This window comes from Kitasatospora sp. NPDC051914 (genome assembly GCF_040680995.1).
Classification (GTDB): Bacteria; Actinomycetota; Actinomycetes; order Streptomycetales; family Streptomycetaceae; genus Kitasatospora.
In genome coordinates this window covers 13,249-25,744 of record NZ_JBFAXX010000064.1, presented here as the reverse complement: position 1 = coordinate 25,744, position 12,496 = coordinate 13,249, and the positions used below count along the sequence as shown (strand labels likewise).

Genomic DNA, 12,496 nt, shown 5'->3' with positions numbered 1-12,496 from the left:
AGGCATGGTCGACCAGGACGTGCGCGGCAGGCCGGCGGAGTCCGGCGTCTCCTTCCGGAACATCCCCGGGGCGAAGGTCGAGAGCCGGCGGCAACTGCTGGTGAAGCTCTGCTGGATGTCGCTCTGGGCGGTCTACCTGGTCTATCCGGTCAAGGACCTGCTGGACGGACACCACGGCACCGCAGCGACCGCGCTCGGCTGGGCGGCGCTCGCCGTCTACCTGACCTGCTACCTGTCGCTGGTGGCCCTCCGCTCGACCAGGCCGGCCGGCTGGCAGGGCCACTACGTGATCGCCGCGGTGATGGTGGTGCTGGCGGTCACCACCTCCTTCGCGCTCGGCGAGGCCTGGCTGACCCTGTTCACCTACGCCTCGGTGTGCATCGCGGTGGTGCTGCCCGCCCGGTTCAGCGTGGCCGGTGTGGCCGCGGCCACCGCGCTGGCCCTGGTGGTCGGCCTGCTGGTGCACGCCGACCACGACACGCTGGTCGCGATCGTGGTGCCGTGCTTCCTCTCCGGGCTCGCGATGACCGGCCTGCAGCGGCTGATCTCCACCATGCAGGAGCTGCGCGAGGCCAGGGCCGCGGTGGCCCACCTGGCCGCCTCCGAGGAGCGGCTGCGGCTCGCCCGCGACCTGCACGACCTGCTCGGCCACTCGCTGTCCCTGATCACCATCAAGAGCGAGCTCGCCGGACGGTTCATGGACGCCGGCAAGCAGGACGAGGCGCGCGGCCAGGTCGCCGACATCGAGAGCGTCGCCCGGCAGTCGCTGATCGACGTCCGGGAGGCGGTCAGCGGCTTCCGCCGACCCACCCTGCCGGTCGAACTCGCCGCCGCCCGCACGGCGCTGACCACCGCGAGGATCACCCTGGAGGCCGCCCCCGGCCTGACCGACGCCCGCCCCGGCCTGGACGGCGAGGAGGCCGGCGCACTCGCCTGGGCGCTGCGCGAGGCCGTCACCAACATCGTCCGGCACGGCACCGACGCCACCGCCTGCACCGTGACCATGGACGAGGTCTGGGAGGACGACGGCCGGCGGTACGCCGTCCTGGAGGTCGCCGACGACGGCCGCGGCCCCGGCAAGTCCGGCCCCGGCAACGGGCTCTCCGGCCTCGCCGAGCGGCTCGCCCTGGTCGGCGGCCGGCTGGAGACCGGCCCCGGCCCGCGCGGCCGCGGCTTCCGGCTCCGGGCGTCCGTGCCGCTGCGGGCCGTCCCGGCGGCGGCCGGGGCCGATAGTGTGCGCGAATGATTCGCGTGCTGCTGGCCGAGGACCAGGGGATGGTGCGGGAGGCGCTCGCCGCCCTGCTGGGCCTCGAAGGGGACATCGAGGTGGTCGCCCAGGTCGGGCGGGGTGACGAGGTCGTGGACGCGGCCGCCGCCCACGAGGTGGACGTCGCCGTGCTGGACATCGAGATGCCCGGGATGACCGGCATCGAGGCCGCCGGGGAGCTGCGCAGACGCCGCCCGGACACCAAGGTGGTGATCGCCACCACCTTCGGCCGCCCGGGCTACCTGCGGCGGGCCATGGAACTCGGCGCGGACGCCTTCCTGGTGAAGGACGCCCCGGCCGCCGAACTGGCCGAGGCGATCCGCCGGGTGCTGCGCGGCGAGCGGGTCATCGACCCGACGCTGGCCGCCGCCGCCCTCGCCGAGGGCGCCAACCCGCTGACCGGGCGGGAGCTCGACGTACTGGCCGCCGCGGCCGACGGCTCGGTCAACGCGGACATCGCCGGGCGGCTGCACCTGTCCGAGGGCACCGTCCGCAACTACCTGTCGATGGCGATCCAGAAGACCGGCGCCCGCAACCGGGCCGAGGCCGTGCGGGTCGCCAGGGAGAAGGGCTGGCTGTGAACGAGCGGCGGACCGGCCTCAGTTGAGCCGGTGCCGGGCCGCCCTCGCGTCCTGCCTGACCTTCGCCGCGGACTCCGGGTCGAAGGCGTCCAGGATCCGCGCGTACTCCTCCATCTCCCGTGCACCGGCCAGGAAGTCGCCGGTGCGGACGAGGAGTTCGGCGCGCTCCAGGCGCAGCTGCGCCGGGTGCCGGGGGAGCAGCAGGGCGAGTTCGGTGGCCCACAGCTGGGTGCGGGCGTGCTCGGGCCGGTCCGCGGCCCAGCTGCGGATGTTGCCGAGCACCCGCAGCACGATGTCCAGCGGCTGTGCGGGGGTGAGGAGTTCGGGCGTGAAGGTGTGCCCGGCGGCGGCGACCAGTGCGGCCGTGTCGTCGAGGTCGAGCAGCCGCCCGCCGTGGAACGGGTCGGCCAGCACGTAGTCGTTCCCGCCGGCCGGGCCGCCGACCGCGACGATGAAGTGGCCCGGCAGCGCGATCCCGTGCACCGTGATGCCGGCCCGCGCGGCGACGCCGATCCAGACCAGCGAGAGCATGATCGGCAGGCCGCGGCGCCGGCGCAGCACCTCGGGCAGCAACGAGGACTCCAGCCGCCGGTAGTCCGCCTTGCGGCCGTGGAAGCGTTCCCGGCCGCCGAGCACCGCGGCCAGCAGCGCCGCCGTCTCCTCCGGCCCGGCCGGCCGGCGCTCGGCCACCGCCTTGCGGACGGCGGCCGCGTGCCGGTCCAGGGCGGCCTGGCAGCCGGTGAGCAGTTCGTCCAGGGTGGGCGGCGGCGCCGGGTCGCCGGGCGTGCTGCCGAGCGGGTGCTCGGCGGCCGCGAGCAGGCACAGCAGCACTGGATCGGGGCGCTCGGCCCGGGCCTCGGTGCGGAAGCGGGTTCTGCTCTGCTCGGTCACAGCGGCCTTCGTCGGTACAGAAGTGGCGAGGTGAACGCTACCGCTCGGGAAGCCGGGCGTAGTGGTAAGTGTGACTTGTGGTGAAGCCCAGCCGGTCGTAGAGGGCGACGGCGCCGCCGTTCTCCGCCTCGACCTGCAGGTACGCGCCGGTCGCCCCCTCCTCGGCGGCCCGTGCGGCCAGGACGGCCATCACCGTGGTGGCCAGCCCCGAGCGACGGGCCTCCGGGTCGACCTCTATGGCGCCGAAGCAGGCCCACGGCCCGTCGACGGCCAGCCGGCCGATCGCCAGCGGGGCGCCGCCCGCCGGGCCGGGCACGGTGGCGAACCAGACCGAGGGGCCGCCGTGCAGCACCCGGGCGGCGGCGCGCTCGACCGCGGTGTCGGCGCTCACCCGGCGGTAGCGGGCCATCCAGCGGGCGTCCGCGGTGCGCGACAGCCGGACCCGCTCGTGGCCGGCGGCGGCCCGGGCGAGCGGGGCCAGCGGCGCGGTGCGCACCAGCGTCTCGGCGTACCCGGCGCCGAGCCGGTCGAGCTCGGCGGCGAGGTCGGCCGGCGAGCCGGGCCGGACCACCTCGACGTAGGCGGGCAGCCCGCGCGCCGCGTACCAGTCGCGGATCTCCTCCAGGGCCTGCGGCAGCGGGCGGCCGGGGTCGCCGAGCGCCTGGACGGAGTTGGCCCGCCGGGTGAAGCCCGCGGAGGCGCGGAGCACCCACTCGCCCATCGGCTCCTGCTCGACGGCGGGCCAGCTGCGGGCGGCGATCCGCTGGAGCGAGACCGGGTCGGCCTCCGGCATCGGGGCCCGCCGCGCCGGGAAGGGCGGCACCGGCTTGCCCGCGACCAGCAGGTCCTCGGCGAACACCACGGGCTCGCCGCTGCGCGGCACCACGGAGATGCCCTCGTCGTCCCAGGATGCGAGCACGCCGATCACATCGCGGAACACCGGACGGCCCCCGACCAGCTCCGACACGCGCCGCACTGACACGCGTCGTCCCACGTCAGAGCGGTCGAGCCGGACCTCCGGACGGTCCGTCGCGGGGGCTCTGTCCGCCATCGAGGGCACCTCCTGTGCATTTGCGGTCTCCGACCCGCGATACTAGGGGCGGGCATCGACGACGCCGCGCTCACCCGCGCACGCAAGCAAACAGTTTGGGCCGCCAGCCCTTCCGAGGAGGAACGACAGCGTGACCTACGTCATCGCGCAGCCTTGTGTCGACGTCAAGGACAAGGCGTGCATCGAAGAGTGCCCGGTTGACTGCATCTACGAGGGGGAGCGCTCCCTCTACATCCACCCGGATGAGTGTGTCGACTGCGGCGCGTGCGAGCCGGTCTGCCCGGTCGAGGCGATCTTCTACGAGGACGACACTCCGGAGGAGTGGAAGGACTACTACAAGGCGAACGTCGAGTTCTTCGACGACCTCGGTTCGCCCGGTGGTGCCTCGAAGCTCGGCCTGATCGAGAAGGACCACCCGTTCATCGCGGCCCTGCCGCCGCAGAACGCCGACCACTGACGACACTGATCGGTGACAACTGAGTCGTGAGCACCCATCACACCGCGCGCGCGCCGTTCCCGGGACACCCGGGGGCGGCGCGCCGCGTATCCGAGCTGCTGCCGGTCTTCCCGTGGGACCGGCTGGAGCCGTACAAGCGGACCGCACTCGCGCACCCCGGCGGGCTGTGCGACTTCTCGGTCGGCACCCCGGTCGACCCGGTGCCCGAGCTGATCCAGAAGGCGCTGGCCGCCAGCACCGACACCCCGGGCTATCCGACCGTCTGGGGCCCGCCGGAGCTGCGCGAGGCGATCGCCGGCTGGCTGAACCGCCGCTGCGGCGCGCAGATCGGCCCGCAGGCGGTGCTGCCGACCGTCGGCTCCAAGGAGCTGGTGGCCTGGCTGCCCGGCCAGCTCGGCCTCGGCCCCGGCGACCAGGTCGCCTACCCGCGCCTGGCGTATCCGACGTACGAGGTGGGGGCGCGGCTCTGCGGCTCCGAGCCGGTGGCCTACGACGACGTCGCCGAGCTCGACGGCTCCCGGGTGCGGCTGCTCTGGCTGAACTCGCCGTCCAACCCGACCGGCCGGGTGCTCGGCGCGGACGCGCTGCGCCGCGCGGTCGCATGGGCCCGCGAGCACGGCGCGCTGCTGGTCAGCGACGAGTGCTACCTGGAGCTCGGCTGGGAGGCCGAGCCGGTGTCGGTGCTGCACCCCGAGGTGTGCGGCGGCTCGTACGAGGGCCTGCTGGCCGTCCACTCGCTCTCCAAGCGGTCCAACCTGGCCGGCTACCGCGCCTCCTTCGTGGCGGGCGACGAGGTGGTCGTCCGGGAGCTGCTGGAGATCCGCAAGCACGGCGGCATGATCGTGCCCGCGCCGGTGCAGGCGGCCACCGCGGCCGCGCTCGCCGACGACGCGCACGTGGCCGAGCAGCGGGCCCGGTACGCGGCCCGGCGCGCCGCACTGCGCGGCGCCCTGGAGGCGTACGGCTTCACCATCGAGCACTCCGAGGCCAGCCTCTACCTGTGGGCGACCCGGGGCCGGCCGTGCTGGGAGACGGTGGCCGAGCTCGCGGAGCTGGGCATCCTGGTGGCGCCCGGGGACTTCTACGGGCCGGCCGGCGAGCAGCACGTGCGGGTGGCGTTCACCGCCACCGACGAGCGGGTCGCCGCCGCCGTGGAGCGCCTCGGCGGCTGACGCCCCTGCGACGTACGAAGGGCCGGCCCCCGAGCGGGGCCGGCCCTTCTGCGTGCGGCGGGGCCGCGGTCAGCCGATGCCGCCGCCGATGCCGCCGAGCAGACCGCCGAGCGGGGTGCCGCCGAGGACGCCGCCGAGCGGGGTGCTGCCGAGCAGGTCGGCCGGGTTGGAGCCCAGCGAGGGCACGCCGCCGAGGCGGTTGGCCGCGGCCGGGGAGCCGGTCAGGGTGCCCAGGGTGTCCGAGCCGTGCAGCGCCTGCGGGATGCCGCCGGTGGGCAGGGCGCCGGTCAGGGTGCTGGTGGGCAGGCCGCCGGTGGGCAGGGCGCCGGTGACGGTGGAGAGCGGCGAGGAGCCGGCGCGGGTGCTGCGGGTGCCGGGCACCGCGGGCAGCACCTTCTCGGCCACCGTCGGGCCCGCCTTGTCGACCACGGCGGGCGCCATCCGGCCGGCCACGGTGGTGAGGGTGCCGGTGACGGCGGCGGTCTTGCCGGCCGTGTTGCTGACCGGGCCGAGGGCCTTGTCGGCGTCGGGCAGGGCGGAGGCCGCGGTGTGGCCGGCGGCGTCGCTCGCGGCCGGGACGCCGGTGGCGACGGTGGCGGCACCGGTGGCGCCGGCGGACTGGCCGAGCTCGTGGGCGGCGCCCTGCACGGTGTCGGAGGGGGAGTCGAGCTGGGTCAGGCCGGATCCCAGGTCGGTCCCCTGCGGCACCAGGTCGGCGGCCGAGGCGGAGCCGGCCGCGATCAGGGGGGTCGCGCCGGCCGCGACGAGCAGTGCGGCCTGGGCGATCCGGCGCGTGAGGGGGTGAGACATGGTGCTCCTAAGGCGAGAGGACATGGCCGTCCGGCGGGCGGACGACGTGAATACCGCTCGGGAGCCGGGAAGGTTTCGCCCCGCGAAGGTAAAGGGCAGGCAAAGATCGGACGATCCTCTTTCCGGCATTCCGGACATCGCTTCCCTCGCCGGGGTGGCCCGGGAACCGTCGCTCCCCTTGCCGTGCCGGGCCGAAGCCGCACTCCGGCCGGCGCGGGCGGCGCGCCCGCCCGGATGTGTACGGAGTCCACCCGGGGTTGACCGGTGTCACCCGCCGGGCCGACGCCCGCTCACGGGTTCGTCAACGCGCCGTCACTTCGCGCGGCGGGCACCGAGGGTGACCATCACCTGCGCCGAGGAGGAGCCCTCCGCCTTCGCCTGCCAGCCGTCCGAGGGCCGGTCGAAGCGCCACACCCGGCCGTCGTACGCCACCGCGCCGATCCCGAGCTCCTGCGCGTGCGCCACCGCCCACTGGGCCACCGCCCAGCCGGACTGCCGCTGCCCCTCCGCGCCGGAGTCGGTCGACGCGGACGCCTGCGGACCCAGCGCCAGCACCGTGCGCTCGTCCTCGGGCGCCTTCGCCGCCGGGGTCACCGACACCATCCGGCCGAACTCCCGGCGGACCCGCTCCGCGACGTCCACCGGGCGCTGTGCGGCACCCGAGGGCGAGGCGGACGGCGACGGCGAGGCCGAACCGGAGGCGGCGGCCGCCGCCGCGGGCTCCGCGAGGTCGTGCACCACGCAGTTCAGCGCGGCCGGCTCTCGGCCGGTCAGCGCGGAGGAGACCAGGGTCGCGTTCGACTCGTGCTTGGCGTACGCCTGCGGGTATCCGCTCTTCTGCACCTGCTGGGCGGCGTCCGTCAGCGGCATCCGGGCGTACCCCTGGACCTTCACCAGGCCGTCCAGGAACTTGTTGGTGGCGTACACCGGGTCCTTGATCTGCTCGACCGTGCCCCAGCCCTGCGACGGGCGCTGCTGGAACAGGCCCACCGAGTCGCGGTCGCCGCCGTCCAGGTTGTGGATCTTGGACTCCTGCATGGCCGTCGCCAGCGCGATCGTCACCGCCCGCTCGGGCAGGCCGCGGGACATCGCCACCGCGGTGATCGTCGAGGCGTTGGCGGCCTGCGCGAGGTCCAGCGTGCCGGTGCCGGCCGCCGTGGTGATCCGGCAGCCCTCCGGCGGCACGACCAGCTTCTCCCGGTTCAGGTACAGCACCAGCCCGGCGACCAGCGCCAGGGCCACCAGGCCGATCAGCATCCGGCGCAGCAGCCGCGGCCGCCGCCGGCGCGCCGACACCGCGGAGCCGACCGGTCCGCCCTCCCCCATCCCGGCCACCGCCGCCCCTCTCGCTCGCGTTCGCGCACACCGTACCCACTCGGACGGCCGTGCGGCACCGGTGGTTGCGTCACCCGCAGGAGCGGTGCGCCGCACCGATACGCTAAACCACCATGAGCAGCCCGAACACGTCCCTCGACCTGGCCCTCGACGGCGGCGCACTGACCGCCCGGCTGGTCGACATCCCGTCCGTCAGCGGAGACGAGCAGGTCCTCGCGGACGCCGTCGAGACCGCGCTGCGGGCCCTGCCCCACCTCACCGTCGACCGGTACGGGAACAACGTCGTCGCCCGGACGAACCTCGGCCGCGCCGAGCGGGTGCTGCTCGCCGGTCACCTGGACACCGTGCCGATCGCCGACAACGTCCCGTCCTACGTCGAGGGCGACCTGCTCTACGGCTGCGGCACCTCCGACATGAAGGCCGGCGTCGCCGTCCAACTGCGGCTCGCCGCCACCCTCGCCGAGCCCAACCGCGACCTGACCTTCGTCTTCTACGACTGCGAGGAGATCGAGGCCTCCCGCAACGGCCTCGGCCACCTCGCCGCGGAGCGCCCCGACTGGCTGGCCGCCGACTTCGCGGTGCTCATGGAGCCCAGCGGCGCGGTCGTCGAGGGCGGCTGCCAGGGCACCCTGCGCGCCGAGATCGTGCTCACCGGCACCCGCGCCCACTCCGCCCGCAGCTGGCTCGGCGACAACGCCATCCACAAGGCCGTCGAGGTGCTGGCCCGGCTCTCCGCCTACGAGCCGCGGCGGGTGCTGATCGACGGTCTGGAGTACCGCGAGGGCCTGAACGCCACCCGGATCGACGGCGGCGTCGCGGGCAACGTCATCCCCGACGAGTGCACCGTCCAGGTCAACTTCCGCTACGCGCCGGACCGCAGCGAGCAGCAGGCCGCCGACCACGTCCGCGAGGTGTTCGAGGGCTTCGGTATCCGCGTCACCGACACCGCCCCCGGCGCGCTGCCCGGCCTCGACCGGCCCGCCGCCCGGGCCTTCCTGGCGGCGGTCGGCGGCGAGCCGCGGGCCAAGTTCGGCTGGACGGACGTCGCCCGCTTCAGCGCGCTCGGCGTGCCCGCCGTCAACTACGGGCCGGGCGACCCCAACCTCGCCCACAAGCGCGACGAGCACTGCTCGCTGAGCGCGATCGCCGAGGTCGAGGAGCGGCTGCGCGCCTGGCTGACCGGCGCCTGACGTCCGCCCTGCAGTCACCCGCCGTTCGCCGGATTCGGTGGACGGCGGGCGTAGGGTTTCGTCATGACAGGCACTGGAGACGTAAAGCACTACGGGCACGGTCCCGAAGAGGTCGACGCGCCCGCACCCAAGAAGCCCTGGCCCGAGAAGCAGAAGGGTCCGGTCCTGCTCCGCCGCGACCAGGTCGGCACGAGCACCACCGACCAGCGTCTGCTGGACACCACAGGCCCGACCGACTGGCTGCACACCGATCCGTGGCGGGTCCTGCGGATCACCTCGGAGTTCGTCGAGGGCTTCGGCGCACTCGCCGAACTCCCGGCCGCCATCAGCGTCTTCGGTTCCGCCCGGACACCGGTCGACTCCACCGAGTACGCGACCGGCGTGGCCATCGGCCGGGCGCTGGCCGAGGCCGGCTACGCGGTCATCACCGGCGGCGGCCCCGGCGCCATGGAGGCCGCCAACCGGGGCGCCTCCGAGGCCGGCGGCCTCTCGGTCGGGCTCGGCATCGAGCTGCCCTTCGAGCAGGGCCTCAACGAGTTCGTCGACCTGGGCCTGAACTTCCGCTACTTCTTCGTCCGCAAGACGATGTTCGTGAAGTACGCCCAGGGCTTCGTGGTCCTCCCCGGCGGCCTCGGCACCCTGGACGAGCTGTTCGAGGCGCTCACCCTGGTGCAGACCCGCAAGGTCACCAGGTTCCCGGTGATCCTCTTCGGTTCCTCCTACTGGGGCGGCCTGGTGGAGTGGCTGAAGAACACCCTGATCGCCGAGGGCAAGGCCTCCCCGCAGGACCTCGACCTCTTCCACGTGGTGGACGAGGTGGACGAGGTGCTGAAGATCCTCGCGGAGACCCGCCGGCCGAACGGCAACCGGATCTGATCCGGGGCCGTCAGGCGAGCCCCCGGCGGGCGACCGCCGGGGGCCGGACGCCGCGGATCGAGGCGACCATGTCCAGCACCTGGCGGGTCTCGGCGACCTGGTGCACCCGGTACACCTGCGCACCGAGCCAGGCGGACACCGCGGTGGTGGCCAGGGTGCCGAGCAGCCGCTCGTCGACCGGGCGGTCCAGCGTCTCGCCGACGAAGTCCTTGTTGGAGAGCGAGACCAGCACCGGGAAGCCGGTCGCGGTCATCTCCGGCAGCCGCCGGGTGGCCTCCAGCGAGTGCCGGGTGTTCTTGCCGAAGTCGTGGCCCGGGTCGATGACCACCGCGTCCCGCCGCACCCCCAGCGCCACCGCCCGCTCGGCGAGGCCGAGGGTGACCTGCAGGATGTCGGCCATCACGTCCTCGTACCCGACCCGGTGCGGGCGGGTACGCGGCTCGGCGCCGCCCGCGTGGGTGCAGACCAGCCCCGCGTCGTACCGGGCGGCCACCTCGGCGAGCTTCGGGTCCACGCCGCCCCAGGCGTCGTTCAGCAGGTCGGCGCCGGCCTCGCAGACCGCCTCGCCGACCTCGTGCCGCCAGGTGTCCACGCTGATCACCGCGTCCGGGTGGCGCTTGCGCAGCTCCGCCACGAACGGCACCGTGCGGCGCAGCTCCTCCTCGACGGTGACCTCCTCGCCCGGGCCGGCCTTGACCCCGCCGATGTCGAGGATCGCCGCGCCTTCGGCCATCGCGCGGTCCGCCGCGGCGAAGGCGGCCTCGTCGGCGAAGGTGGCGCCGCGGTCGAAGAAGGAGTCCGGAGTGCGGTTGACGATCGCCATGATCACCAGCTCGTCGTCGCCGAACTCACGCGGGCCAAGGCGCAGTGCCACCGCAATCTCCTCCACAGCTCGCCCGGGTGCAATGATGGGCCCCGGCCTGTCCGGGGACCATGATCCCACCATTGCCGGAGGCGGGCCGGGGACTGACGGAGGCGGCTCGTGTTCTGGGTGATCGTGGCGGCGATGGCCGTGGTGGTCGGCGGTGCGGCGCTGGTGGCGCTCGGCGGTGGCGGCACGCTCCCCGAGGCGCTGCCCGACCGGATCGCCGCCCGGCTCCCGCAGGACCGGCCGCTCGGCCGGCACGACGTGGACGAGCTGCGGCTGCCGATGGCGCTGCGCGGCTACCGGATGGACGAGGTCGACAACGTGCTCGACCGGCTCGGCGTGGAGCTCGCCCTGCGCGACGCCCGGATCGCCGAGCTGGAGGCGGCCGCCGTGGTGCAGGGCGCCGTCGAGGCGGGCCCGGGGCAGCCGCACGACGAGCCGCTGCCAGGCCTGGAGGAGTTCGCCGCCGTGGTCGGGCCGGACACCGCCGCGCCGGCTGCCGAGGAGCGGCCCGCCGGCGAGCAGGCCCCGGACGAGCGGCCCGCGGACCCGCGCGCCGACCTGTTCAAGAAGCCCGGCGAGGAGCAGTCGTGAGCGGCGCCGTCCCCGGCCCGGACGGGCTGCTGCGCTGCGGCTGGGGCGATTCCGCGGACGACTACCGGGTCTACCACGACACCGAGTGGGGCCGCCCGGTCCACGGTGACGACGCGCTGTTCGAGCGGGTCAGCCTGGAGGCCTTCCAGTCCGGCCTGTCCTGGATCACCATCCTGCGCCGCCGGGAGGGCTTCCGGGCGGCGTTCGCCGGCTTCGGGATCGAGGCGGTGGCCGCGTTCGGTCCGGCCGACACCGAGCGGCTGCTGCAGGACACCGGCATCATCCGCAACCGGGCCAAGATCGAGGCGACCGTCGCCAACGCCCGCGCCGCCCTCGAACTGGACGGCTCGCTGGACGAGCTGATCTGGCGGTTCGCCCCCGAGCCGGGCCGGCCGGCCCCCCGCACACTGGCCGAGGTGCCGGCCGTGACCACTGAATCCACCGCGCTCGCCAAGGAGCTCAAGAAGCGGGGCTTCCGCTTCGTCGGCCCGACCACCGCCTATGCGCTGATGCAGGCCTGCGGCCTGGTCGACGACCACCTGGCGGACTGTCACGCGCGCGGTGCGGCCGCCGGTCAGCGTCCGACGTAGTCCGGCTTCTCCTTGGCGACGAAGGCGCGCACCGCGATCCGGTGGTCCTCGCTCTCGCCCGCCCGGGTCTGCAGCTCGTCCTCCTTCTCCAGCAGCTCGGTGAAGGAGCGCGAGGCGCCGTACGCCAGCGACTCCTTGACGGCGGCGTAGGCCACGGTCGGGCCGGCCGCCAGCTCGGCGGCGAAGGCCCGCGCGGTGGCGGCGAGTTCGGCGGTGGGCACGACCCGGGTGGCCAGGCCGAGGCCGAGCGCCTCGTCCGACTTCACCGTGCGGGGCAGCATCAGCAGCTCGGTGGCGCGGGCGTGGCCGACCAGCCGCGGCAGCGTCCAGGAGACGCCCGAGTCGGCGGTCAGCGCGACGCCGACGAAGGAGGTGTTGAAGCCGGCGGTGTCGGCGACGATCCGGAAGTCGCAGGCGAAGGCCAGCCCGGCGCCCGCGCCGGCCGCCACGCCGTTCACCGCGGCCACCGTCGGCTTGGCCATCCCGGCGAGCGCCCGCAGCAGCGGGTTGTAGTGCTCGGAGACGGTCTTCAGCGCGCCCTCGCCGGTCTCCTCGGCCCGCTTGAGCAGGCCCAGGTGCTCCTTGAGGTCCTGCCCGACGCAGAACGCCTTGTCACCCGCGCCGGTGAGCAGCACCGCCCGCACCGCCGGGTCCTCGGCCGCCTGCACGACGGTGTCCCGCAGCGCCACCTTGGTGGCCACGTCGAGGGCGTTCATCGCCTCCGGACGGTTGATGGTGATGACGGCCAGGCCGCCGTCGATCTCGTACAGCACGGAGTCGGACATCGGGTGAGGGCTCCCTGGTCGTGGTGGGT

At 74.6% G+C, this 12,496-nt stretch carries 14 protein-coding genes; 8 read left to right on the top strand and 6 right to left on the bottom strand.

Going from position 1 to position 12,496, the window contains the following annotated elements:
- The first annotated feature begins 4 nt into the window (after positions 1-4).
- Together AB0M03_RS32215 and AB0M03_RS32210 are read left to right on the top strand one after the other, a co-directional pair.
- Positions 5-1,246 carry a histidine kinase gene (locus AB0M03_RS32215; RefSeq protein ID WP_363498061.1) on the top strand — a complete coding sequence of 414 codons (1,242 nt, stop codon included), beginning with the start codon at positions 5-7 and terminating at the stop codon, positions 1,244-1,246.
- Entirely contained in the window at positions 1,243-1,848 is a 606-nt protein-coding gene (locus tag AB0M03_RS32210; RefSeq protein ID WP_363498058.1) for a response regulator transcription factor, read from the top strand. The genes AB0M03_RS32215 and AB0M03_RS32210 overlap by 4 nt, the downstream gene beginning before the upstream one ends.
- An 18-nt stretch (positions 1,849-1,866) precedes the next feature.
- Here AB0M03_RS32210 and AB0M03_RS32205 read toward each other — a convergent pair whose 3' ends face one another.
- Complete coding sequence (locus AB0M03_RS32205; protein WP_363498055.1) at positions 1,867-2,739, bottom strand: transglutaminase-like domain-containing protein; 873 nt, start codon at positions 2,737-2,739, stop codon at positions 1,867-1,869.
- A 37-nt stretch (positions 2,740-2,776) separates the two neighbouring features.
- On the bottom strand, positions 2,777-3,706 hold the full coding sequence (locus tag AB0M03_RS32200) for a GNAT family N-acetyltransferase (protein ID WP_363498052.1): 930 nt from the start codon (positions 3,704-3,706) through the stop codon (positions 2,777-2,779).
- Positions 3,707-3,920: 214 nt separating this feature from the next.
- Here AB0M03_RS32200 and fdxA point away from each other — a divergent pair, with 214 nt between their 5' ends.
- Complete coding sequence (gene fdxA / locus AB0M03_RS32195; RefSeq protein WP_030275917.1) at positions 3,921-4,247, top strand: ferredoxin; 327 nt, start codon at positions 3,921-3,923, stop codon at positions 4,245-4,247.
- 26 nt (positions 4,248-4,273) lie between these two features.
- Positions 4,274-5,419 (top strand): succinyldiaminopimelate transaminase, encoded by a 1,146-nt coding sequence (gene dapC, locus AB0M03_RS32190; RefSeq protein ID WP_363498049.1) that lies wholly within the window; start codon positions 4,274-4,276, stop codon positions 5,417-5,419.
- A gap of 69 nt (positions 5,420-5,488) precedes the next feature.
- Here dapC and AB0M03_RS32185 read toward each other — a convergent pair whose 3' ends face one another.
- The gene (locus tag AB0M03_RS32185; protein WP_363498046.1) at positions 5,489-6,229 is read right to left on the bottom strand and encodes a hypothetical protein; all 741 of its coding nucleotides are present in this window, start codon (positions 6,227-6,229) and stop codon (positions 5,489-5,491) included.
- 312 nt (positions 6,230-6,541) lie between these two features.
- Entirely contained in the window at positions 6,542-7,555 is a 1,014-nt protein-coding gene (locus tag AB0M03_RS32180; RefSeq protein WP_363498043.1) for a hypothetical protein, read from the bottom strand.
- A gap of 122 nt (positions 7,556-7,677) precedes the next feature.
- On the opposite strand from AB0M03_RS32180, the gene dapE reads away from it, so the two are divergent.
- Entirely contained in the window at positions 7,678-8,754 is a 1,077-nt protein-coding gene (gene dapE, locus AB0M03_RS32175; RefSeq protein WP_363498040.1) for a succinyl-diaminopimelate desuccinylase, read from the top strand.
- A gap of 63 nt (positions 8,755-8,817) precedes the next feature.
- Positions 8,818-9,630, top strand: a complete 813-nt coding sequence (locus AB0M03_RS32170; protein ID WP_363498037.1) for a TIGR00730 family Rossman fold protein — start codon at positions 8,818-8,820, stop codon at positions 9,628-9,630.
- Positions 9,631-9,640: 10 nt separating this feature from the next.
- Here AB0M03_RS32170 and folP read toward each other — a convergent pair whose 3' ends face one another.
- On the bottom strand, positions 9,641-10,453 hold the full coding sequence (gene folP / locus AB0M03_RS32165) for a dihydropteroate synthase (protein ID WP_363498113.1): 813 nt from the start codon (positions 10,451-10,453) through the stop codon (positions 9,641-9,643).
- Between the two features lie 159 nt (positions 10,454-10,612).
- Between folP and AB0M03_RS32160 the strand changes: the two genes are divergently transcribed.
- Positions 10,613-11,092 (top strand): DivIVA domain-containing protein, encoded by a 480-nt coding sequence (locus tag AB0M03_RS32160; protein WP_363498034.1) that lies wholly within the window; start codon positions 10,613-10,615, stop codon positions 11,090-11,092.
- A complete protein-coding gene (locus AB0M03_RS32155; protein ID WP_363498031.1) occupies positions 11,089-11,682 on the top strand; it encodes a DNA-3-methyladenine glycosylase I in 594 nt (197 codons plus the stop codon). Before AB0M03_RS32160 ends, AB0M03_RS32155 begins: the two co-directional genes overlap by 4 nt.
- On the opposite strand, the gene AB0M03_RS32150 is transcribed toward AB0M03_RS32155, so the two are convergent.
- Positions 11,667-12,467, bottom strand: coding sequence for an enoyl-CoA hydratase-related protein (locus AB0M03_RS32150; RefSeq protein WP_363498028.1), 801 nt, complete (start codon positions 12,465-12,467; stop codon positions 11,667-11,669). The two genes, AB0M03_RS32155 and AB0M03_RS32150, sit on opposite strands and share 16 nt — an antisense overlap.
- Positions 12,468-12,496 lie beyond the last annotated feature (29 nt).

What these genes read in the sequence shown, in the direction of transcription:
- AB0M03_RS32215 (WP_363498061.1), top strand. Translation starts at nt 5, where the DNA reads ATGGTCGACCAGGACGTGCGCGGCAGGCCGGCGGAGTCCGGCGTCTCC.
- AB0M03_RS32185 (WP_363498046.1), bottom strand. Translation starts at nt 6,229, where the DNA reads ATGTCTCACCCCCTCACGCGCCGGATCGCCCAGGCCGCACTGCTCGTC.
- AB0M03_RS32180 (WP_363498043.1), bottom strand. Translation starts at nt 7,555, where the DNA reads ATGGGGGAGGGCGGACCGGTCGGCTCCGCGGTGTCGGCGCGCCGGCGG.
- AB0M03_RS32210 (WP_363498058.1), top strand. Translation starts at nt 1,243, where the DNA reads ATGATTCGCGTGCTGCTGGCCGAGGACCAGGGGATGGTGCGGGAGGCG.
- AB0M03_RS32170 (WP_363498037.1), top strand. Translation starts at nt 8,818, where the DNA reads ATGACAGGCACTGGAGACGTAAAGCACTACGGGCACGGTCCCGAAGAG.
- dapE (WP_363498040.1), top strand. Translation starts at nt 7,678, where the DNA reads ATGAGCAGCCCGAACACGTCCCTCGACCTGGCCCTCGACGGCGGCGCA.
- AB0M03_RS32150 (WP_363498028.1), bottom strand. Translation starts at nt 12,467, where the DNA reads ATGTCCGACTCCGTGCTGTACGAGATCGACGGCGGCCTGGCCGTCATC.
- folP (WP_363498113.1), bottom strand. Translation starts at nt 10,453, where the DNA reads ATGGCGATCGTCAACCGCACTCCGGACTCCTTCTTCGACCGCGGCGCC.